The sequence below is a fragment of the Pseudoalteromonas sp. LC2018020214 genome (assembly GCF_016598755.1).
GTDB classification, from domain to species: domain Bacteria; phylum Pseudomonadota; class Gammaproteobacteria; order Enterobacterales; family Alteromonadaceae; genus Pseudoalteromonas; species Pseudoalteromonas distincta.
In genome coordinates this window covers 3071188-3092541 of record NZ_CP066804.1, presented here as the reverse complement: position 1 = coordinate 3092541, position 21354 = coordinate 3071188, and the positions used below count along the sequence as shown (strand labels likewise).

At 39.3% G+C, this 21354-nt stretch carries 21 protein-coding genes and 1 riboswitch; of the genes, 15 read left to right on the top strand and 6 right to left on the bottom strand.

Going from position 1 to position 21354, the window contains the following annotated elements; translation table 11 throughout:
* Positions 1-4 precede the first annotated feature (4 nt).
* Positions 5-922: an EamA family transporter RarD gene (gene rarD, locus JG479_RS13770; protein ID WP_039488332.1), complete on the top strand. Its 918-nt coding sequence runs from the start codon at positions 5-7 to the stop codon at positions 920-922.
* Positions 923-938: 16 nt separating this feature from the next.
* Here the strand turns inward: rarD and JG479_RS13765 are convergent, their stop codons facing one another.
* Complete coding sequence (locus JG479_RS13765; RefSeq protein WP_200219509.1) at positions 939-2174, bottom strand: response regulator; 1236 nt, start codon at positions 2172-2174, stop codon at positions 939-941.
* An 86-nt stretch (positions 2175-2260) separates the two neighbouring features.
* Positions 2261-2635: a DUF413 domain-containing protein gene (locus JG479_RS13760; protein WP_024596244.1), complete on the bottom strand. Its 375-nt coding sequence runs from the start codon at positions 2633-2635 to the stop codon at positions 2261-2263.
* A 91-nt stretch (positions 2636-2726) separates the two neighbouring features.
* On the opposite strand from JG479_RS13760, the gene JG479_RS13755 reads away from it, so the two are divergent.
* The 8 genes from JG479_RS13755 (at position 2727) to ung (ending at position 10872) form a co-directional block, all read left to right on the top strand.
* Positions 2727-3599, top strand: coding sequence for a LysR family transcriptional regulator (locus JG479_RS13755; protein ID WP_200219508.1), 873 nt, complete (start codon positions 2727-2729; stop codon positions 3597-3599).
* A 166-nt stretch (positions 3600-3765) separates the two neighbouring features.
* Positions 3766-4698 carry a porin gene (locus JG479_RS13750; RefSeq protein ID WP_200219507.1) on the top strand — a complete coding sequence of 311 codons (933 nt, stop codon included), beginning with the start codon at positions 3766-3768 and terminating at the stop codon, positions 4696-4698.
* Between the two features lie 43 nt (positions 4699-4741).
* A riboswitch (cobalamin riboswitch) is annotated at positions 4742-4893 on the top strand.
* Between the two features lie 560 nt (positions 4894-5453).
* Positions 5454-6266, top strand: coding sequence for an ABC transporter ATP-binding protein (locus JG479_RS13745; RefSeq protein ID WP_200219506.1), 813 nt, complete (start codon positions 5454-5456; stop codon positions 6264-6266).
* A gap of 1 nt (position 6267) precedes the next feature.
* A complete protein-coding gene (locus JG479_RS13740) occupies positions 6268-7272 on the top strand; it encodes a FecCD family ABC transporter permease (RefSeq protein WP_200219505.1) in 1005 nt (334 codons plus the stop codon).
* 4 nt (positions 7273-7276) lie between these two features.
* Positions 7277-8761, top strand: coding sequence for a cobyric acid synthase (locus JG479_RS13735; RefSeq protein ID WP_200219504.1), 1485 nt, complete (start codon positions 7277-7279; stop codon positions 8759-8761).
* A complete protein-coding gene (gene cobO / locus JG479_RS13730; RefSeq protein WP_007376484.1) occupies positions 8754-9353 on the top strand; it encodes a cob(I)yrinic acid a,c-diamide adenosyltransferase in 600 nt (199 codons plus the stop codon). The genes JG479_RS13735 and cobO overlap by 8 nt, the downstream gene beginning before the upstream one ends.
* Positions 9353-10213: a cobalamin-binding protein gene (locus JG479_RS13725; RefSeq protein ID WP_200219503.1), complete on the top strand. Its 861-nt coding sequence runs from the start codon at positions 9353-9355 to the stop codon at positions 10211-10213. Before cobO ends, JG479_RS13725 begins: the two co-directional genes overlap by 1 nt.
* Complete coding sequence (gene ung, locus JG479_RS13720) at positions 10210-10872, top strand: uracil-DNA glycosylase (protein WP_200219502.1); 663 nt, start codon at positions 10210-10212, stop codon at positions 10870-10872. The genes JG479_RS13725 and ung overlap by 4 nt, the downstream gene beginning before the upstream one ends.
* Positions 10873-10959: 87 nt before the next feature.
* Here ung and JG479_RS13715 read toward each other — a convergent pair whose 3' ends face one another.
* Both JG479_RS13715 and tal read right to left on the bottom strand, forming a co-directional pair.
* Entirely contained in the window at positions 10960-11148 is a 189-nt protein-coding gene (locus JG479_RS13715; RefSeq protein WP_002961395.1) for a DUF3545 family protein, read from the bottom strand.
* Between the two features lie 212 nt (positions 11149-11360).
* Positions 11361-12311, bottom strand: coding sequence for a transaldolase (tal, locus tag JG479_RS13710; RefSeq protein ID WP_002961397.1), 951 nt, complete (start codon positions 12309-12311; stop codon positions 11361-11363).
* A 225-nt stretch (positions 12312-12536) separates the two neighbouring features.
* Here tal and yaaA point away from each other — a divergent pair, with 225 nt between their 5' ends.
* Positions 12537-13316: a peroxide stress protein YaaA gene (yaaA, locus tag JG479_RS13705; RefSeq protein ID WP_200219501.1), complete on the top strand. Its 780-nt coding sequence runs from the start codon at positions 12537-12539 to the stop codon at positions 13314-13316.
* A gap of 120 nt (positions 13317-13436) precedes the next feature.
* Complete coding sequence (locus JG479_RS13700) at positions 13437-14393, top strand: mechanosensitive ion channel family protein (protein ID WP_024596180.1); 957 nt, start codon at positions 13437-13439, stop codon at positions 14391-14393.
* 576 nt (positions 14394-14969) lie between these two features.
* On the opposite strand, the gene JG479_RS13695 is transcribed toward JG479_RS13700, so the two are convergent.
* Positions 14970-15290: a BON domain-containing protein gene (locus JG479_RS13695; RefSeq protein WP_002961403.1), complete on the bottom strand. Its 321-nt coding sequence runs from the start codon at positions 15288-15290 to the stop codon at positions 14970-14972.
* A gap of 273 nt (positions 15291-15563) precedes the next feature.
* Entirely contained in the window at positions 15564-16790 is a 1227-nt protein-coding gene (srmB, locus tag JG479_RS13690; RefSeq protein ID WP_002961405.1) for an ATP-dependent RNA helicase SrmB, read from the bottom strand.
* Between the two features lie 75 nt (positions 16791-16865).
* On the opposite strand from srmB, the gene JG479_RS13685 reads away from it, so the two are divergent.
* From JG479_RS13685 to JG479_RS13670, 4 genes are all read left to right on the top strand, one after another.
* Entirely contained in the window at positions 16866-17564 is a 699-nt protein-coding gene (locus JG479_RS13685) for a tRNA1(Val) (adenine(37)-N6)-methyltransferase (RefSeq protein ID WP_200219500.1), read from the top strand.
* A 156-nt stretch (positions 17565-17720) separates the two neighbouring features.
* Positions 17721-19730 carry an alpha-amylase gene (locus JG479_RS13680; protein ID WP_200219499.1) on the top strand — a complete coding sequence of 670 codons (2010 nt, stop codon included), beginning with the start codon at positions 17721-17723 and terminating at the stop codon, positions 19728-19730.
* A 349-nt stretch (positions 19731-20079) separates the two neighbouring features.
* Positions 20080-20526 (top strand): DUF2147 domain-containing protein, encoded by a 447-nt coding sequence (locus tag JG479_RS13675; protein WP_200219498.1) that lies wholly within the window; start codon positions 20080-20082, stop codon positions 20524-20526.
* Positions 20527-20663: 137 nt separating this feature from the next.
* On the top strand, positions 20664-21131 hold the full coding sequence (locus JG479_RS13670) for a YHS domain-containing (seleno)protein (RefSeq protein ID WP_200219497.1): 468 nt from the start codon (positions 20664-20666) through the stop codon (positions 21129-21131).
* Positions 21132-21354 lie beyond the last annotated feature (223 nt).

Below are 21354 nucleotides of genomic sequence, written 5' to 3'. Positions count from 1 at the left end.
TATTATGTCGATTGATACTGAGCAGCGTAAAGGTGCTATTTTTGCTTGTCTTGCTTTTTTAATGTGGGGCCTTGCGCCAATATACTTTAAGTTGATTCAGCATGTTTCTGCTTTTGAAATTTTAATGCATCGGGTTATTTGGTCGGTTGTGTTTTTAGTATTGGTAGTAAGTGTTTTACGGTATTGGGGTAAAATTAAACGCATTATCGTTCAACCTAAGCTTTTGCTTATGCTTGTTATAACCTCTGCACTGCTTGGGTTTAATTGGGGTTTATTTATATGGGCTATAAATAATAACCACATGCTTGATGCAAGCTTGGGCTATTACATAAATCCTCTTTTAAATGTATTACTGGGTATGCTTTTTTTAGGCGAACGCCTGCGTAAATTCCAAGGCGTAGCAGTAGCCCTTGCCTTTAGCGGTGTAGTGCTGCAGCTAATTAGTTTTGGCTCGTTTCCGGTAGTTGCCTTTTCACTGGCTATATCATTTGCACTTTATGGTTTATTACGTAAAAAGTTACCGGTTGAAGCCTTGCCTGGCATTTTACTCGAAGCACTTATATTACTGCCTGTTGCACTTATTTATTGGTGGTTAATGGTGCCTACAGCAACATCAAGCCTGCCAGCTAACGATTGGCATACTAATGTACTACTGATTAGTGCAGGTATTGTAACTACATTACCACTGCTGTGTTTTACCGGTGCAGCTAAGCGTTTGCAATATACTACACTTGGCTTTTTTCAATACATTGGGCCAAGCTTAATGTTTATACTAGCTGTGGTGTTTTATGGTGAAGTGTTTGATGCAGAGCGTGTAGTAACATTTGCATGCATTTGGAGTGCACTGGCTATTTTTAGTTGGGACTCTTACCATCAATCACGCAAACGTAAAAAAGCGGCTATTACAGCCGCAGAAGTATAATTAACTAATAAAATGGTTAACTAACTACTTTATTACGACCAGATTCTTTAGCGTCGTAAAGCTTTAAGTCGGCCTGTTTTAAAAGTTCATCAATTTGATAAACAGGCCCGTTTGCAAAGCCAATAGAAATGGTGAATTTTATTTTAGCTTTACTAAACTCTTGGCTATTCATTTCTATAAAATACCTAAAGCCTTCAAGGCGTTTAAGGGCTTCTTGTTTATCTACATCTATAAAATAAACTGCAAACTCTTCACCACCTAAGCGCGCTACTAAGTGCTTTTTAAAGTATTTACTGAAGCAAATAGAGAGCCCTTTTAATACTTCGTCGCCAACATCGTGCCCGTATGTATCGTTAATTGATTTAAAGTGATCAATATCAAGCATAGCTAAAGCACCATCACCTTTAGTATGTTTTATTTGCTTTAATGATTTTTCAGCTTCTTCAAAAAAGTAACGACGATTTGGTAAATTAGTTAAATAATCCGTGTTGGCTTGTCGCCTTATGGTGGCTATAAGTTCTAACATATCGACGTTTTGACTAAGCCTGCAGTAAAACTCTTCGCTGTTAAAAGGTTTGTGCAAATAATCGTTTGCGCCATTTTTTAAAAATAAGCTAGAAAGCCCTATAGAGTCAGAACCCGAAATACCAATAATAGCTTTTTCATCATTGCTATATAAGCGGCGAATCTCGCTACATAGTTCATCGCCATTCATGTTGGGCATTTCATTATCAGTAATAATAACTGAAATATCAGGTGAAGCTTCAAGTAGGTTTAACGCTTCTTGTCCGTCTTGCGCTTCAATAATTTGATATTTATGGCGCACTAATAAACTACAAATGTATCGTCGGGTCGATTTAGAGTCGTCAACAACGAGTACTTTTACATTTTCGTTGCGAGGCAGGCGCTGTAATTGTTTTTCGAGGTACTGATAAGCTTGTTTATTTTCTTTAATGATGTAATCGATGATTGGGTATTTTTCTACAGTGTCGCGGGTTTTTTTATCAATATTGCCTGTCATTACAATAGTTGGAATGTCTGCATTAATAGTACAAGGTACAGCTTCACCAGATGGGGCATCAGGTAATATGAAGTCAACTACAGCGCAAAAATAGCTATTTTTACTTATAAGCTCTTTTGTTTGCGCTAATGACTCAGCTATATCAACTTCATAACCAGCCTTAAGCGCGATGTGCTTTTGCACTCGCGCCATGGCAGGTGTATCTTCAACTATTAGTATTTTTCGCGTCACGGAACAACCCTATATATATTTTGCAAAAATATTTGCTTATACAAGTTGTAACTGTTAAAACGCAAAAAAGCAAATAACTTAAGTACTTACAGATTATCCGCTTCTGAATAATACTCTTGGCTAATCGGTGCCGGGCTCGACATTTTTGAACGGCCAAATAAAGTATGAAACTTAGTTTTGCAGGTCGTTAGTTTTAAGTATTTTACCCAAGCTCGTTCGATTGGGTTGGTAGGTTCTTGTGAGCCAGTTACGACTGCTACAAACTGTTCTTGGTGTTCGTTTTGCGGCTCAATTGTTTTACTGTATAAGCCTTTTAAAACAACTCCGTGTTGTTCAAGTATGCTGGCTTCTAATAAGGTGAAGTTTCCGCTGCGGCTAAAGCCTCGTGGAAAGTTTTGATCATCATAAAATTGACGTTGGCTAACAAATGCTTGGCGTAGTAATGAAATGTTATTGCTCATAGCTTTATCCTCATACCTTAGTAATTAGCTGGAGTATGATGCAAGTTTGGCAATTTATTAAACAAATTATTTTTATCGTGAGGATAAAAAATTGGATATCGATTTATTAAAAACATTCGTTGAGGTAGTGCGTACGCGTCACTTTGGTAAAGCGGCCGAAAACCTTTATATTACGCAGTCTGCAGTGAGCTTTAGAATTCGCCAATTAGAGCAAGGACTTGGTGTTAATTTGTTTATTCGCCAGCGTAATAACATTCAACTTACAGCACCTGGCGAGCGTTTATTACCCCATGCACAAATGATTATTACGGGCATGCAACGTGCCAAAGTGGATGTTGCGCTTGCCGATAATATGCATAAGCAAATTAGCTTAGCAGGAACGCCCAATATTTGGGATGCTTTTTTACAGTTTGGTATAACAAATATTGTATCAGCGATGCCGGGCGTGTCATTAGTCGCAGAAGTTAAAGCACAACAAGAAAGCACTCGGCTGTTATTAGAACGCACGCTTGATTTGGCAATATTGTTTGATCCACCAAAAGTAGACGAGTTAATGGTAGAGCGAATCTGTGAGTTGCCAATCATTCCCGTAAGCGGATACGACACTGCAACGAACGAAAACTTTTTTGATAATCAGTATGTATATGTTGATTGGGGAACTACTTTCTCACTTTGGCATGCGCGTCAGTTTACCGGTAAAACACCGCCTTATTTTAGAACCAGCACAGGACGTATTGCACTTGATTTAATACTGCAATGTGGCGGCAGTGCATTTATACCTCAAGTATTGGTAGAAGGGCATTTAGAAAAAGGTGAACTGTTTCATGTTAAAGATGTAGAAAATACCTCGCGAGACGTGTTTATAGCGTATCACAGAGACAACGAGCAAAAAGAGTTAATAGAAACCTTAGTTAATTTACTATCGCAAATGACCCCAAGCTTGTCATTAAAGAAAAGTAAGTAAGTTCGGCCGCTTATTAAACTTTCATGTTATTTTGATTTCACATTTAATGCATTTTTATTAATAAAAAAAGACATTAATATTTCCATTGTAATATTACTGTCATTTAGCGGTGACAAAATGCAGCAGTTTTAAAAATTAGTCTTTTGTGATTATCCAAGGAAATAACATGAAATTTGTAAAATCGAGCTTATGCTTAGCACTATTAAGTGGTTTATCTTTCAATGCACTTGCCGATGTAGACATTTACGGTAAAGCAAATGTAACAGTGCAATCATCTGATGACGGCGAAGGGTCTTTTACTGAGATAAAAAGTAATGCATCTCGTCTTGGTGTTAAAGGTTCTGAAAAAATAAATGATAGTTTAGAAGCGGTATATAAGTTTGAGTTTCAAGTTGATGTGTCTGATGCTGATTCAAAAGGCGATAACGACGACAATATTTCTGCGCGTAACCAATACGTTGGTTTAAAAGGTGCGTTTGGCCAAGTGGTTATTGGTCGTAACGATACTGCGCTTAAACAATCTCAAGGTAAGTTAGACTTGTTTAACGACCTTGAAGGCGATATTAAAAATGTATTTAAAGGTGAAAACCGTTTAGGGAATACTATTAGTTATTCATCAAACTCATACGAAGGCTTTAAAGTACTTGCTACTTTTGTCGCTGAAGATGATGTAGACGCTGATAACGGTTACTCAATGGCGGTTACTTACGGTGACGTGGCACTTAAAAAGAGCGCAGTATATGCCTCTATCGCAGCCGATAGTGAAGTAAATGGCTACGATGTAGTACGCGCGTCAATCCAAGGTAAAGTTGAAAACTTTAAGCTAGGTGCAATGTACCAAACACAAGAAAAAGTTGACGGCAGCGCAGAAGCGGATGGTTATCTATTAAATGCAGCTTACAGCATGGGTAACAACACATTTAAAGTACAATACCAAGACATGGACTTTGACGACAGCGACGATAAGTCAGCAATATCAGTTGGTCTTGATCACAAATTAAATAAGAACATTAAAGTATTTGGCTTTTACTCAAGCTTCGATATGGACAACAACGTTGACCAAGACTACGTAGGCTTAGGTATGGAATACAAGTTTTAACTATTCGCTAAATTAGTTAAAACACTCCCTTTTTAACCGCGCTCTTTTGAGTGCGGTTTTTTTTGCTTTAAATTATTTACTTAGCCGCCCATAATAGAGCTTCATTTGGAATGAGGTGCGAGTCCTCGACTGTTCCCGCAACTGTAATTAGCGCAAAGCTTTAAGTCAGATACAAATGGTATAATACCAATTTTATTAAAAACATGATCTTTCTAGCGAATTAAATAACTTACTAACTTCGTTAAAAATTATTCATATAGAACAAGTATATGTCATAATTTCCGCCTTGTTATTAAGCTATTTATTTGTCGCTATAATAAATCACTAATTTAATGCAATTGGTATGAATTCTTTTAACGAGCGGGTTTACTCATTTTTTCTTGTAGTGCATTAGTATTTTTATCGCATTTTTAGTGAGTTTAACCTAGGGTCTGTTGAACTTTGCGGATTAAAATTTGTTCAAACTAGGGGCTATTTAATCGCGGCGCGAGGTTTGTAACCTAGTGGGCTCGGTAACTGCTCCTGCGTTACCCTACTGGCTTACATCCATGTAAGAATAAGTAAAAACCGAGCAACAAAGAGTAAATAGCCCCTAGGAAGAACCCTTTGGGCAGCGCCTGTTTGGCATTAATGCTACGTTATCGCCCATTTATGGGGAATAACCACACTACATAGGCTCTGCCTTGCCTAAATACCAAACAGACTGTTGCAAATTTAACCTTGAAAGATCAACAGACCCTATCTAGGACTGACTATTGCACACTCAAACGCCATTAAATATACCATTACTAAACGTTAAAAACGTATCGTGGGGTATTGGCAATAAAACGATCCTCAAAAAAATAAACCTTAAAATAACCACAGGTAAATTTGTTGGTTTAATTGGACCTAATGGCGCAGGTAAATCGAGCTTATTGCGTTGTTTATATCGTTTTAATAAACCCAGTGATGGCGTTGTAGAGTTTAACAACACCGATATTTGGCAGCTAAAAAGCGATGAGTACGCAAAAAAAGTAGCGGTTGTTTTGCAAGAAACCCCGTCGCAATTTAACTTAAGCGTATTTGATGTTATTGCGCTTGGGCTAACGCCTCATAAATCGCTATTTAGCTCGGTAACTAACATTGATAAACAAAAAATTACCCAAGCTATCAACACTGTAGGGTTGGCAGATCATAGCGATCAAAGCTTTGAGTCACTTTCGGGTGGTGAAAAGCAACGTGCCTTGATAGCCCGCGCCATAGTCCAGCAACCTCAGTTGTTAATAATGGACGAACCAACTAGCCATTTAGATGTTAAATACCAAATACAGGTAATGGAGCTTGCTAAATCGTTGGGTGTAACGGTGTTTGCATCGTTTCACGATTTAAACTTAGCTTCTGCAATGTGCGATGAACTAGTGGTTATTAAAAATGGTGAAATTACACATACAGGCACGCCAAGTGAGGTATTAACCGAAAACATGCTAGGCCACGTTTTTGGTGTCTGCGCCCAAGTAAATAATCACCCGCAAATATCGAAGTCGGGAAATAGCATCCCTCATATCACTTACTTTTATGGTTACGAATAATATGAGCGCAGTTAATACTCGCCACTCACTTGCGCTATTCATCAGTGCTGCAGCTGCTTTATTTAGCTTATTTGCAGCACTTAGTTTTGGTGCAGCAGAGACCTCACTTCAAGATGTATTTAATAGCTTTTTACTCTCAAATGAGGCGTCTTTTAATACGCGTATTATTTTTGAACTAAGAATGCCACGCACATTACTCGCCTTTTTAGCAGGCTCTGGCTTAGCAATTGCGGGGCTTATTTTACAAACGGTAACGCGTAACCCTTTAGCCGATCCTTACTTGTTTGGTATATCGTCGGGCGCCTCATTTGGGGTGGTGTTACTTATGGCATTAGCAGGCATTAGCGCAGGTTTTATGTTATCGGCAGCAGCGTTATTAGGTAGCTTACTCGCTATGAGTTTATTAATTCTTATTGCAGGTAGGCAGCAAAGTGCACAGGTAGAATCAATGTTATTAGCTGGCGTTGCTCTGTCGTTTTTATTTAGTGCATTTACCAGCTTGTTGCTTTATTGGAGCGACCCTCAGGCGGTAGCCGCTATTTTATTTTGGACACTGGGCAGCTTTGCACGTGCGCAGTGGGCAACGCTTTGGTTGCCTTTATTGGTAATTACATTGTGTACGTTTGTAATGCTGAGCTTTAGAAGGCAGCTCAATGCTATGTTACTGGGCGATGAAAGCGCAATTACATTAGGTGTTAGGGTCCAGCGTTTTAGAGTACTTATGCTGGTTTTGAGCTCATTAATTACCGCTGTGTTGGTGGCTATGTGTGGTGGTATTGGGTTTGTAGGATTAATGGTACCGCACATTGTGCGCTTTTTTATCTCCCAAGGCACCATCGCGGGATTGCTAGTAACCAGCTTAGTGGGCGGTACATTTATGGTGTGGGTTGATGTACTTTCGCGCTCATTGCTAAAAAACCAAGAATTGCCCGTAGGTGTTATAACCGCTGCTATTGGTAGCGTGTTCTTTTTGAGTTTATTGTTTTTTAGAAAGCGAAGGGTGTAATTCCATGAAAACCTTAATGGTGCAAGGCACTACATCTGATGCTGGTAAAAGTACCCTAGTTGCTGCCCTTTGCAGGGTGTTTGCTAAGCGTGGGGTAAAGGTTGCGCCTTTTAAACCACAAAATATGGCACTTAATAGCGCAGTAACAAAAGATGGCGGCGAAATTGGTCGTGCGCAAGCTTTGCAAGCAATAGCAGCTAAAGTAGAGCCCGAAATAGACTTTAATCCTATATTACTTAAACCTAATAGCGATACGGGCGCACAAGTGATTATTCACGGAAGAGCCATTAGCAATATGGAAGCGGGCAAATATCACGACTATAAAAAAGTGGCGATGGATGCAGTAATAACCTCACATAACCGTTTAGCTAAACGTTTTGATTTACTCCTTGTTGAAGGGGCTGGGAGCCCTGCTGAAATAAATCTGCGTGAAAACGATATTGCCAATATGGGGTACGCCGAAGAGGTCGATTGCCCAGTAATTATAATTGCTGATATTGATAAAGGCGGCGTATTTGCACACTTGGTAGGTACGCTTGCTTTGCTAAGCGAGTCAGAACAGGCGCGCGTAAAAGGCTTTGTTATAAATCGCTTTAGAGGCGATATAGGTTTGCTGCAAGGCGGGCTAGATTGGCTTGAAGAATACACAAACAAACCCGTGCTTGGCGTATTACCTTATTTGCACGACCTTGCGCTTGATGCTGAGGACGCCGTCGCAATTGATAATAACGTAACCAACGCCACAATTAATATTGCAGTGCTACTTGTTCCCCACATTAGTAACCACACCGATTTTGATGCACTGCGTTTGCATTCAAACATTAATATAAATTATGTGCGCCATACGCAAACGATCCCAGACGTTGATCTGATAATTCTTCCAGGCAGTAAAAACGTATTGGGCGATTTAAATTTTTTGAAAAATGAAGGCTGGGACACTCAAATTAAACGCCACTTACGCTATGGTGGTAAAGTACTTGGTATTTGTGGCGGCATGCAAATGCTAGGCAATACAATCAACGATCCCGAGGGTATTGAGTCATCATTAAAACAAGTAAATGGACTTGCCCTGTGCGATTTTGAAACCACGCTAACAACACAAAAAGTATTAACTAAAATAACCGCTACACTGCTTTTAAATAACCAACAAACACCCTGTAGCGGTTACGAAATACATGCAGGGATTAGCCAAGGTGCAGCGCTTAATAAGCCATTTTTAACCTTTGATGAAAGCCACCCACATGGTTTTATGTTCGATGGCTTTATTAGCGATGATAACGCCATTGCGGGCACTTATTTACATGGCTTGTTTGATGAAGCCGATGCTACATCGCAAATTCTAAAATGGGTAAAACCAAGCGCCTCAATTAACCCAATTAGTATTGCCACTCATCGCGAGCAGCAGTTAGAACGATTAGCAACCATGTGCGAAACGCATTTAAACATACAGCAAATTATCTCGATTTATGAAGGGCACAATAATGACTGAACAAAACAACGATAAGCATAAGCAGCGCCAACAAAAAGTCAAAGAACAAGTGGATGCACGTGTTGCCGCCGCACAAGATGTAAAAGGTATTTTTCAGGTAATCACCGGTAACGGTAAAGGTAAATCAACCTCGGGCTTTGGCGTTGTAGCACGCTGCGTTGGGCATGGTAAAAAAGCAGCTGTTTGCCAATATATTAAAGGTACGTGGGAATGTGGCGAGCGTAATCTATTACAAGGTGCAGGCGTTGAGTTTGTTGTAATGAACACCGGTTTTACCTGGGATACGCAAAATAAAGAAGCCGATACTGCAGCCGCCCAAGCAACATGGCAAGAGTCAAAACGCATGCTTGCAGATAGCAGTATTGATTTAGTATTACTCGATGAGCTTACGTATATGGTGACCTACGGCTACGTTGATTTAGATGAAGTGGTAACAGCGCTTAATAACCGCCCACCAATGCAGTCAGTTATTATTACAGGGCGTGCAGCGCATCGTACTTTAACAGACCTTGCCGACACAGTAAGCGAAGTGCGTAATGTAAAACACGCATTCGACTCAGGCATAAAAGCGCTCGAAGGGTTTGATTACTAATGTTTAAAGCGTTTTTTATTGGGCTACTGCTTTTTAGTGTATCGGGCAGTGCACTTGCAGAGCAGGTTAATGATTCTAAAAAACTGCGAATAATCGCGCTTGCACCACATATAGTCGAAAACCTATTTGCCATAGGGGCGGGCGATAATATTGTGGGCACTGTTGATTACGCCGACTACCCAAGTGAAGCCCAAAGTATTGAGCGCATAGGGGGTTATTACGGCATCTCGCTTGAGAAAGTATTAGCGCTTAAACCTGATTTAGTAATTGCGTGGAAAAGCGGAAACCAAAGCGAAGATTTAGCCCAAATAGAGCGTTTAGGTATAAAAGTGTATTTGAGTAATCCCACCACAATCGCTGGTGTAGCCGACGAGTTACTTACTTTTGGTGAATTTACAGGGAATATTGAGCAAAGCCAACAAGCGGCAAGCGCATTTACACAAAAACTAAACGCGATTATTAAAAGCCAGCAAGATAAAAAAAATATTACCGGGTTTTATCAGTTATGGGCTGAGCCTATGATGACGGTAGGTAAAAACACATGGATAAATCAGCTGATTGAAACATGCCATGTAAGTAATGTATTTGCACAGAGCGTTACAGATTACCCGCAAATTAGTATCGAAAATGTCATTGTTACTAAGCCACAAGTTATTATTATCCCTGATGAAAAATCAAAAACGCCACAGCCGGTTGTTAATTGGCAAAAGTGGCCAGAAGTGCCTGCAGTTAAAAACGATCAATTTATTAGCGTAAATGCCGATTTATTACATCGTTTTACTCCGCGCATGCTAGATGGACTCGCGGATATGTGTGATAAAATAGACGCATCACGTAACCAGATTAAGAGTACACAATGAGCGATTGGGCTACATTTTTAGAAAGTGAATTACAGCAACCTTACATGCAGCAAACGTTAGAGTATGTGGCTAATCGCCGCAATGAAGGTGTTGCTGTTTATCCGCCTGAACCTCAAGTATTTAGTGCTTTTGATGCCACAGCACTAAATGACATCCGCGTTGTAATTTTAGGACAAGACCCATACCACGGAGAAGGGCAAGCGCATGGCTTGTGTTTTTCGGTATTGCCTGATGTAAAAAAGCTGCCGCCGTCACTTAAAAATATGTACAAAGAGTTAGCTGTCGATATCAGCGGGTTTATTATTCCTGAGCATGGTTACCTGCAAAGCTGGGCAGCTCAGGGCGTGTTTTTACTCAATACAGTATTGACCGTTGAGCAAGGGCAAGCGCATTCTCACAAGCATTTAGGGTGGGAGCAATTTACCGATAATGTAATAGCGCATATTAATAAGCACTGCGAAGGTGTGGTATTTATTTTATGGGGTGCACATGCACAAAAAAAAGGGAAAGGCATAGATAGCGCTCGCCATCATGTTTTAAAAGGGCCGCACCCATCACCGCTTTCGGCGCATAGAGGCTTTTTTGGCTGTCAGCATTTTTCAAAAACGAATGAGCTATTACAAGCCCAAAAAGATAAGCCAATTAACTGGCAAATCTAATTTATTCCAAAGAACTCAAATTGTTTAAACCGTTAAAAAAGGCTTCCATATAGTGGAAGCCTTTTTGTTTAGTTGGGGCGTATTGAATTAAAAATCGAGCTCATCAATTGCAATACTGTCTGTAAAGTAGTCTAGTTCTTGTAGTTCTTTACGTAGGCGCTGTTTATCTTTTATTGCTTCTATTTCACGCCATTTTCTTTTTTTATTTTTCTGAGAGGTTTTCCTTGTTGTATCTGGTCCTTCTAATATCTCTAATATATCGTTTAGGCTATCCATGAACTTCTCCTATTGATTTTATTGACCTCAAGAATACCTATACCACAGGCCTAGTTAAAATAGAATAAAAAAGTGACAGTTATGTTACATAAGTGTGATTAATTGATGAAGGTTTATACGAAGATTATATGAAGGTTAAATAGAGAAGTAGCCTATTTTAGGCATAAAAAAACGCCGCTATTGCGACGTTTTTAAAACACGATTATAGCAAATTACATTGCTTTAAAACGCGCTTCTAGTTGTTCTTGTGCATCAGCAAAAGAGCGAATACCTTCAGCCAGTTTTTCAGTAGCCATAGCATCTTGGTTATGTAACCAACGGAACTGCGCTTCTGTAAGTGGCTCTGGTTTTGGCTCTTTAGGAATATCTGTTTCTAGCAAGTATTCCTGTGCGCCTTCAAGGTTACCTAAATCTTCTAAAAGATTAGGGCTAATAGTTAGCTTGTCACAACCAGTAAGAGCAATAATTTCGCCTGTATTACGGAAACTTGCACCCATCACAACTGTTTTGTAGTCATGGCGTTTGTAAAATTCAAAAATGCTGCGTACAGACTGAACACCTGGATCTTGTAGCGGATCGGTTGGTTTTTCCATACCGTTAGCAACATGCCAATCTAAAATACGACCAACAAATGGCGAAATTAGAAATACGTTTGCATCGGCACATGCGCGGGCTTGGGCATCGCTAAATAATAAAGTAAGGTTACATTTAGTCCCTTCTTTTTCTAGTTGCTCAGCGGCTTTAATACCTTCCCACGTAGACGCTACTTTGATTAAAATTTTGTCTTTGCTTACACCTTCTTTTTCGTAAAGGCTAAGTAGGGTATGTGCTTTATCAATAGTAGCTTGCGTATTAAACGAAAGGCGTGCATCTACTTCAGTAGAAATATAACCAGGTACAATCTCACTAATTTCTTTACCAAGTAACACGGCAAAGTAATCACATGCTAGTTCAAGTTGTTTAGCTGGCTCTTGCTCGGTTTCTTTTGCATAGCTCCAAGCTTTATCTAGGTAAGGCTTATATGCTTCAATCTCGCTCGCTTTTAATAAAAGCGACGGGTTTGTAGTTGCATCTTCTGGTTGATGCTTTTTAATAGCTTCAATATCACCAGTGTCGGCTACGATAGATGAATGTTGTTTTAGCCTTTGTAGAGCTGAAGTCATTTGCTTTCCTCATTCCAAGCAAGTTAAAAGAAAAATCTAATCACTCTTAATATATACAATCCATACTGCAACAGTGTGACAATGCTTGATAGGTCTTATGTCCTTATCAATAGAAAAACGGCAATGCATGGGTTATTAAGAGAGGATTTATTTAAACAAAACGTGCTTTTCGTTTCATTTAATGTTGAAATTGACACTAAATAAATTACAAGTCAATAGCTAACTATGATCACTGTTATTTCACCTGCAAAAAATCTTGATTACGAAACGCCACCCGCAACAGACAAGTTCACTCAGCCTGAATTACTAGAGCACAGCGAAGAGCTCATGAAAGTATGCCGTGAACTAACACCAGCGCAAATTGGCAGTTTAATGAAAATTAGCGATAAGCTATCTGGGCTTAACGCAGCACGCTTTAGTGAGTGGGCACAGCCGTTTACACAAAGTAATGCTAAACAAGCAGTGCTTGCCTTTAATGGCGATGTATACGGCGGTTTAGATGCAAGTACGCTTAAAGCTAGCGAGCTTGATTACGCACAAAACCATTTGCGTATTCTCTCAGGTTTATACGGCTTATTAAAACCACTTGATTTAATGCAAGCCTATCGCCTTGAAATGGGCACCAAGCTTGAAAACTCGCGTGGCAAAAACTTATACGAGTTTTGGGGCAGCGTAATAGCGAACAAACTAAACGAAGTATTAAAAGCACAAGACGCGCAATACTTAGTTAACCTTGCTTCAAACGAATACTTTAAAGCGGTAGATAAAAAAGCATTAAATGCACAAATTATTACCCCACACTTTAAAGACTGTAAAAACGGTCAATACAAGGTAATTAGCTTTTACGCTAAAAAAGCACGCGGCATGATGGCGCGCTACATTATCGAAAATAAACTAACGCAATTAAGCCAACTTAAAGAGTTTACGGTAGCAGGTTATTACTTTAGCCCTGAGGCAACAGTTAAAGAGCTTGAGCCGGTATTTATGCGCGACGAACAAAATTAGGTCATAAGCTTAAATAAACAATTGAAAAGCCATGCATTGCATGGCTTTTTTGATACTGGCGTTATATTTGCAACTATATCTAATATTAATGAGATTATTAATTAAATAGGTGCAAACAAAATGATCAGTATTCCGTCAGTTGGCGAAGCCGAAAAGCTAATAGAGGAAAAGCTCGGAGGGTGGTTTGATGTTGTTATCAGCCATATCCCTAATTTTATAGTGGCAATTGTAATTGCCATAGTATTTTCAATATTGGCACGCTTTGCTGGCAAGCTGATGAAAAACGTGTTGCGCCGCTCTCTCGACTCAACACAAATTGCCGATTTAATGGCGTCAATATTTAAAGTTATTGTGTTGTGCATAGGTTTATTTATTGCGCTCGATTTTGTTGGCTTAAAAGGCACCGTTACTTCGCTACTTGCTGGTGCGGGTATTGTGGGTTTAGCCATTGGTTTTGCGTTTCAAGACATGACCGAAAACCTAATTGCAGGTATAGCAATGGGTGTACGTAAGCCATTTAAAACAGGTGATGTAATAGAAACCGATGATGTGTTTGGTTCGGTGCATTCTATAAACCTACGTAACACGCTAATAGAGAGTTTTTACGGGCAACTAATACTTGTACCAAACAAAGTCTTATTTAGAAATGTGCTAAAAAATTACACCACGCTAGGTATAAGACGTATAGAAGTACCCGTAGGTATTTCGTATGGCGACGACATAGAAAAAGCAAAAGACGTTATAGTCGATAAAATTAACGAATTTGACTTTGTAATACGTAAAGACGAAACCGCTGTATACGCTGAAGGTTTTGGCGACAGCAGCATTAACTTACTGGTGTGGTTTTGGATTAAATACCCAGGCGAGCCTGACTTTATGACGGTACGCCACAAAGGTGTTGTTGCCGTTAAGCAAGCACTAGATGAAGCTGATATTAGTATTCCTTTCCCAATTCGTACTTTAGATTTTGGCATTAAAGGCGGTGAAAAACTCGATGCCATGATAAGCGATAAAATAAGCCAGCAGTCATCCAATAAAGACAGTAGCGACGGTGCTGACTCTAGCCAAAGTGAGTAATTTAGTTAAAACTCATTAGGCAAAAGCATTGGGAAATAGTTACTTACCAACAGCGCATTTTTACAGAGTAAAATTGCGCTTTTTTTTATAAACGGATTATTAGCTAAAAGTTTAAATATCTAGTTTGTGTTTATTGAATATCAATTCTGATTAGTTGCGTTTGGCCATGGGAGTATTAACAAGTAAGATTAGTGTTTACCCAACGATTTTTTTACTGCCTTGCTGCACACTCTGAAATAACGCTCTCATCTATTTCAATAACTAAATAAATCATCCTTTTTAAGCCCGTTAGGTCGGCTAAAGAATCTGTGTAAGCTTTTTCAGTATCAATTGGGTTAACTTAAGGGTTAAAAGAGCAAAGACAAACACGCTAGCGTCAATTCTAAATCTATCTTCTTAAGGATAAGTGTGAGCTATCGTTTTAGAGGGAGGAATAATCGTATTGCTTAGGCTTTATTTTATCTTCTTCACAGCTGCAAAATTTGCCTTAAAACAGAATATAAAAAAGCGCAGCTTGTGTTGGAGTAACAAGCCGCGCTTATGAATTAGTTATACAAATAGGTTTTGTGGTGCGTATTAAATAACGCTAATTTTGTTGCGAATGATTTTAACCCCATCTATATTTTCTAGAAATTTTTGAGCCAGTGCGCGCTGAAAACCAGTTTGTGCTTCACCGTATAAATCTACTTCACCATTTTTTACCTGCACACGAATATCACTTAACGCTAGGTTAGGGTTAGTTCGTAGGGTGTTGGTGATAGTTTGTTGTAGGTTAGGTTGAGTGGCTACACTGCTTACTACGGCCATGTTGGTTGCTGCACTTACCTTTGTAGCGCAAGCTAATAAAAATAAACAACAAAATGATACTAAAGCGATAGTTAACTTGAAGCGGTTCATAACTTAATCCTTACATTACGGTGAATAGTGCAGCCACAAAATGGAAATTCCATCGGCTAGGTTATCTTTGTAGTTACAATTTCGGTGCCAATATTAACGCTATGAAATATAAGGTAATTTTATTAAGTGGGAATTAAGGTGGGCAAAAATTACATTTAAATGAGTATGAGTTACATGCTTGGGTTACATATGTAACAGGTACAAACACCAGAGCCTGTAAGGCTTGCATTAAAAAAGCCGACAAAAGTCGGCTTAGAATAAAAATATGTTAGGTTACTTTTTCTTTTTAACCTTAGCCTTTTTCTTGGCTTTCATTTTTACTGGATCTTTACGCTTTTTAGCCGGTGGCTTAGCTTCTTTATGCTGTGGCTCAACACCTTTAATTACACGGCGTTTTAGTTTTTGTTCAACGTAGCGCTCTACTTTATACAAAATACCAATGTCGTGTGCTTCAACTAATGATATTGCAATCCCTTTTTTACCAGCACGGCCAGTACGACCAATACGGTGTACGTATACGTCGGCAGTGCGCGGCATATCAAAGTTAATAACGTGGCTAATGTCAGATACGTCAATACCACGTGCAGCTACATCGGTCGCAATTAAGATACGTGTTTTGCCACTGTGAAAGTTTTCCATGGCTTTCATACGTTTGTCTTGTGGCATTTCGCCGCGTAACCAAGCTGCTTTAACGCCGTTATTGGTTAGCTCGCCAATCAGTGTTTCTAAACGCTCACGGGTTTTAACAAACACAATTGCTTTAGTCACGTCTGGACCATTTAAGGTATTTACTAAAAGCTCTAGTTTATGATGATAGTCATCGGCTAAATGTACCCACTGGTGAATTTTAGCTTTTTCTTTACGTGACGATTCAGCTTCTAATAGAGCTGGGTCGTTTAATGTTTTTTCAGCAAACCTTTCTACGCTGTCACCTTCGAGTGTTGCTGAGAATAAAAAACATTGGCGACGATTTTTAGCTTCGTCACAAATACGGCTCATTTCTTTTTTGAAACCCATATCTAACATGCGATCTGCTTCATCGATAATAAGCATTTCTACGTGTTCAGCATGAAAGTTTTCGGTTTCTAGGTATTCCATTAATCGACCTGGTGTGGCGATTAAAATATCGTTATTTTTTTCAAAAATTTCTTTATGCGTGCCGTAGTTAATACCGCCTGTTACTACACCAATTTTTAGGTGTGTGCGTTTAGCTAGCAGTTCACATTGTTCATGAATTTGATAAGCCAACTCACGAGTCGGGGTCATAACGAGGACGCGCGCAAAACCAGGATCACGACGTGGGAAATCCAGTAAGTACTGAATAGCCGGAATTAAAAATGCCGCTGTTTTACCTGTACCAGTAGGCGCAGATGCTAAAATATCGCGCCCCTGTAGTGCTTCAGGAATAGCTTGTTGTTGAATGCTGGTTGGCGTCTCGTAGCCCATTTTATTAATGGCATCGAGTAGCTTGTTATCAAGATCAAATTCAGAAAATTGCATAGAGTGTCTAAAATAAGGGACAATTACCCTGATTATACGCGCTATGCTGCGCTTGGTGAATGAAAAGGTGAAAAAATGTCTGGTTTTGTATTTAAACAATTTAAAGTTGAACACGACCACTGTGCAATGAAAGTTTCTACCGATGGCATTTTGCTTGGCGCATGGGCTAATTTAAGCGGTGCAAAGTCATTACTTGATATAGGCACAGGCACCGGCTTACTAGCATTAATGTGTAAGCAGCGCAGTAATGAGCTTGATATAACTGCGGTAGAAATTGACGAAAGCGCCTATACCCAAGCATTACAAAATGTAGCTAATAGTCCGTGGCCAACAATATGTATTAAGCACCAAACTATTCAAAGCTTTAGTAGTGAAGTTAAATTTGATGTTGTTATCTCTAATCCACCGTATTTTAATCACAGTTTAAAAGGCGATAATGCTGCGCGTAATACCGCGCGCCATACCGACGGCTTAAGTTTTGAAGAGTTAATTAATGCCTTTAAACGTTTAAGCCATAGTGGTTCTCGCTTTAGCTTAATACTCCCAAGCGTTGAAGGCGCATTATTTATAGAGCTTGCTACTCAAAATGGGCTTTATTTAAATGCTCATTGCCAAGTAAAAGCTACGCCTAATAAAGATATTAGCCGCAGTTTAATGGCATTTAGCTACGTAAAAAGCGATATAGAAACATCAATTCTGTGTATTAGAAACTTAGATAATACCTACACCGCTGATTATATAGCCCTGTGCAAAGCATTTTATTTGAAAATGTAAATTGCCAAGTTATGTAGGTTATCTAGTAATAAAGGATAATTTACCTATTATGCATACGTATTCAGTTTTTATTTAATCAATTCTCAATCTAGTGTTAACCACTTGTAAATAATTTCGAGTAGTTGTTTTGCTCGCTCAACAGTTGGATCACACACTATGAAACTCAATAAAATAATCACCATCGCAGGTTTAAGCCTAGGGTTGCTCTTACCGAGTATTGCCACAGCTACGCCCACCACATTTGTGCATTTGTTTGAATGGAATTGGCAAGATGTAGCGCAAGAATGTGAGCAATACCTAGGACCAAAAGGCTACGCTGCAGTACAGGTCTCGCCGCCTAATGAGCACATTACAGGAAGCCAATGGTGGACACGTTATCAGCCAGTAAGTTATGAACTGCAAAGTCGTGGCGGAAACCGTGCGCAGTTTATCGATATGGTAAATCGCTGTAGTGCAGCTGGGGTTGATATTTACGTTGATACGCTTATTAATCATATGGCAGCAGGAAGTGGCACTGGCACAGCGGGAAATAGCTTTGGTAATAAAAGCTTTCCTATTTATAGCCCACAAGATTTTCATGAAAGTTGTACCATTAATAGCTCTGACTATGGCAACGATCGCTACCGAGTACAAAATTGTGAACTCGTTGGACTTGCCGATTTAGATACCGCTTCAAACTATGTGCAAAATACCATTGCAACATATATTAACGACTTGCAAGCTATTGGCGTAAAAGGCTTTCGGTTTGATGCTTCTAAACATGTTGCAGCAAGCGATATCCAAAGTTTAATGGCTAAAGTAAATGGCTCGCCAGTGGTTTTTCAAGAAGTGATTGATCAAGGTGGGGAGGCTGTTGGTGCCTCTGAATATTTAAGCACAGGTTTAGTAACTGAATTTAAATATAGCACTGAGCTTGGTAACACCTTTAGAAACGGCTCGCTTGCATGGCTGAGTAATTTTGGCGAAGGGTGGGGCTTTATGCCAAGCTCTTCTGCGGTGGTTTTTGTAGATAATCACGACAATCAGCGCGGGCACGGCGGCGCTGGTAATGTAATTACCTTTGAGGATGGCCGCTTATATGACTTAGCCAATGTATTTATGTTGGCTTATCCGTACGGTTATCCAAAAGTAATGTCGAGTTATGATTTTCATGGTGATACAGATGCTGGTGGGCCAAATGTACCTGTACATAATAATGGTAACTTAGAGTGTTTTGCTAGTAATTGGAAGTGTGAGCATCGTTGGTCATATATTGCAGGCGGGGTCGATTTTAGAAATAACACCGCCGACAATTGGGCAGTAACAAACTGGTGGGATAACACAAATAATCAAATTTCATTTGGCCGAGGTAGTTCGGGTCATATGGCTATTAACAAAGAAGACTCAACACTTAGAGCAACTGTGCAAACCGATATGGCGCCAGGGCAATACTGTAATGTGTTAAAAGGCGAGTTGTCAGCTGATGCTAAAAGTTGTAGTGGTGAGGCTATAACGGTTAATTCCGATGGTACTATTAATCTTAATATTGGCGCTTGGGATGCGATGGCAATTCATAAAAATGCCAAGTTAAATACAAGTTCTGCCCCAAGCACTGAAAGTGACTGGCAGCGAACGGTTATTTTTATTAATGCACAAACACAAAGTGGACAAGATATGTTTTTGCGCGGTGGAATTGACCACGCTTATGCAAACGCAAATCTGGGTCGAAATTGCCAAACAAGTAATTTTGAGTGTGCAATGCCCATTCGTCATAATAATTTAAAAAACGTGACAACAAGCCCTTGGAAAGCAAATGATAACTACCTTGATTGGTATGGCATAGAAAATGGACAAAGTAGCGAAGCAGAAGGTTCTGCTACCGACTGGACAACGAATGTTTGGCCTGCAGGTTGGGGCGCTGAAAAAACGCTAAACACAGATGGTTTTGGTGTAACACCATTAAATATATGGGGCGAACACTATTGGATGCTTGATGTGGATATGGATTGCAGTAAATCGGTTAATGGATGGTTTGAACTAAAAGCATTCATTAAAAATGGCCAAGGATGGGAGACTGCTATTGCTCAAAACAATACACCTTATACAAGTACTAATCATATGGCGCAATGCGGAAAAGTTAATAAATTTGAGTTTAATAACTCAAGTGTAGTAATTCGTAGTTTTTAAAAGTAAACAAAAAAGCTCATATGAAAACCTAAACTAATGATTATTAGTTTAGGTTTTTTGCTTTTTAACCTGAACTCTGGTTAAGAGATTTACTAACATATTGAATCATGGTGATATTTAAATTTATTTTCTCTAGCCAGAGATTTTCAGTGAAAACAAGGCGAATTTACGCGTCAATAGCTGGCCTATTGCAAGTAAAGTCAACGCAGTTAGCGCTGAAAATAGCTGCTCGAGATAGATTTATTATCCAGAGTTCAGGTTTATTATTTTAAGTACAGCGCTTTAATAGTGTGTTTATAAATCACCTGTTATGATTCACTCATTAGTTACATTGAATTAAGACAACACAATGAAAAAATTAAATAAAATAATACTACTAAGTACATTCTCTGCGGTTGTTTTGGCAAGCCAAAGTGCACTGGCAGCCATGACCCCAGTTGGGCTTTGGAAAACGATTGACGAGGATACAAACCAAGCTAAGTCGTATGTACGTATTACCCAAACCAACGGTACTTTAAGCGGTAAAGTTGAAACTATTCTAGACCCTACAAAACAAAATGATATATGCAGTAAGTGTGATGATGAGCTAAAAGATCAGCCTATTTTAGGAATGACTATAATCACTGATGTAAAAGCACAAGATGATGGCACCTGGGGAGACGGTGAAATACTCGACCCAACAAATGGTAAAACCTACACCTTACAATTAACCCCACAAGATGAAGGTAAAAAGCTCGAAGTGCGCGGTTACATTGGCTTTTTTTACCGAAACCAATATTGGCTAAGAGTAGAGTAAGTTTTACTACTTACTTAATTACTAAACGTTAAATAATTAAGCATTAACTGAAATCATTTTTGCGCTTTGCCTTTCTTACTCACTAAGCCTGCCATATTTAATTGGCATAAAATTTTGAGTAAATAAAAGGGTAAAATATGATTAAGTACATAGTTGCTTTAATAATGCTTAGCACACTGTTAATAAGCGGTGCGGCAAACGCAAAGGATGATGCGGTAAACACTGGCTGGTTTAATAACACGGCTATTAAAGGGTATGACAGTGTTGCTTATTTTACCCAAAATAAAGCCGTTAAAGGCAGCGACAAATATACGTTTAGTTATTTAGATGCCGACTGGCATTTTTCGAGTGAAGAAAACAAAACGGCATTTGCAGAAAACCCAAAGCGTTATGCACCGCAATACGGTGGCTGGTGCGCTTATGCAATGGCTGATGAGGGGAATGCCGTAGGGATTGACCCAGAAGCATTTTATATTCACGAAGGTAAGCTTTACTTAAATTACAGCCAAAGCGTACAACAAAAATGGTTAAGTAATTTATTGCCGTACATTGTGATGGCTGATGGATATTACCCACAAACGACCAATGTTATGACGTTTCAATAAATTACTCATATTATTAGGGTCTGTTGAACTTTGCGGATTAAAATTTGTTCAAACTAGGGGCTATTTAATCGCGGCGCGAGATTTGTAACCTAGTGGGCTAAGTAAAAACCGAGCAACAAAGAGTAAGTAGCCCCTAGGAAGAACCCTTTGGGCAGCGCCTGTTTGGCATTAATGCTACGTTATCGCCCATTTATGGGGAATAACCACACTGCATAGGCTCTGC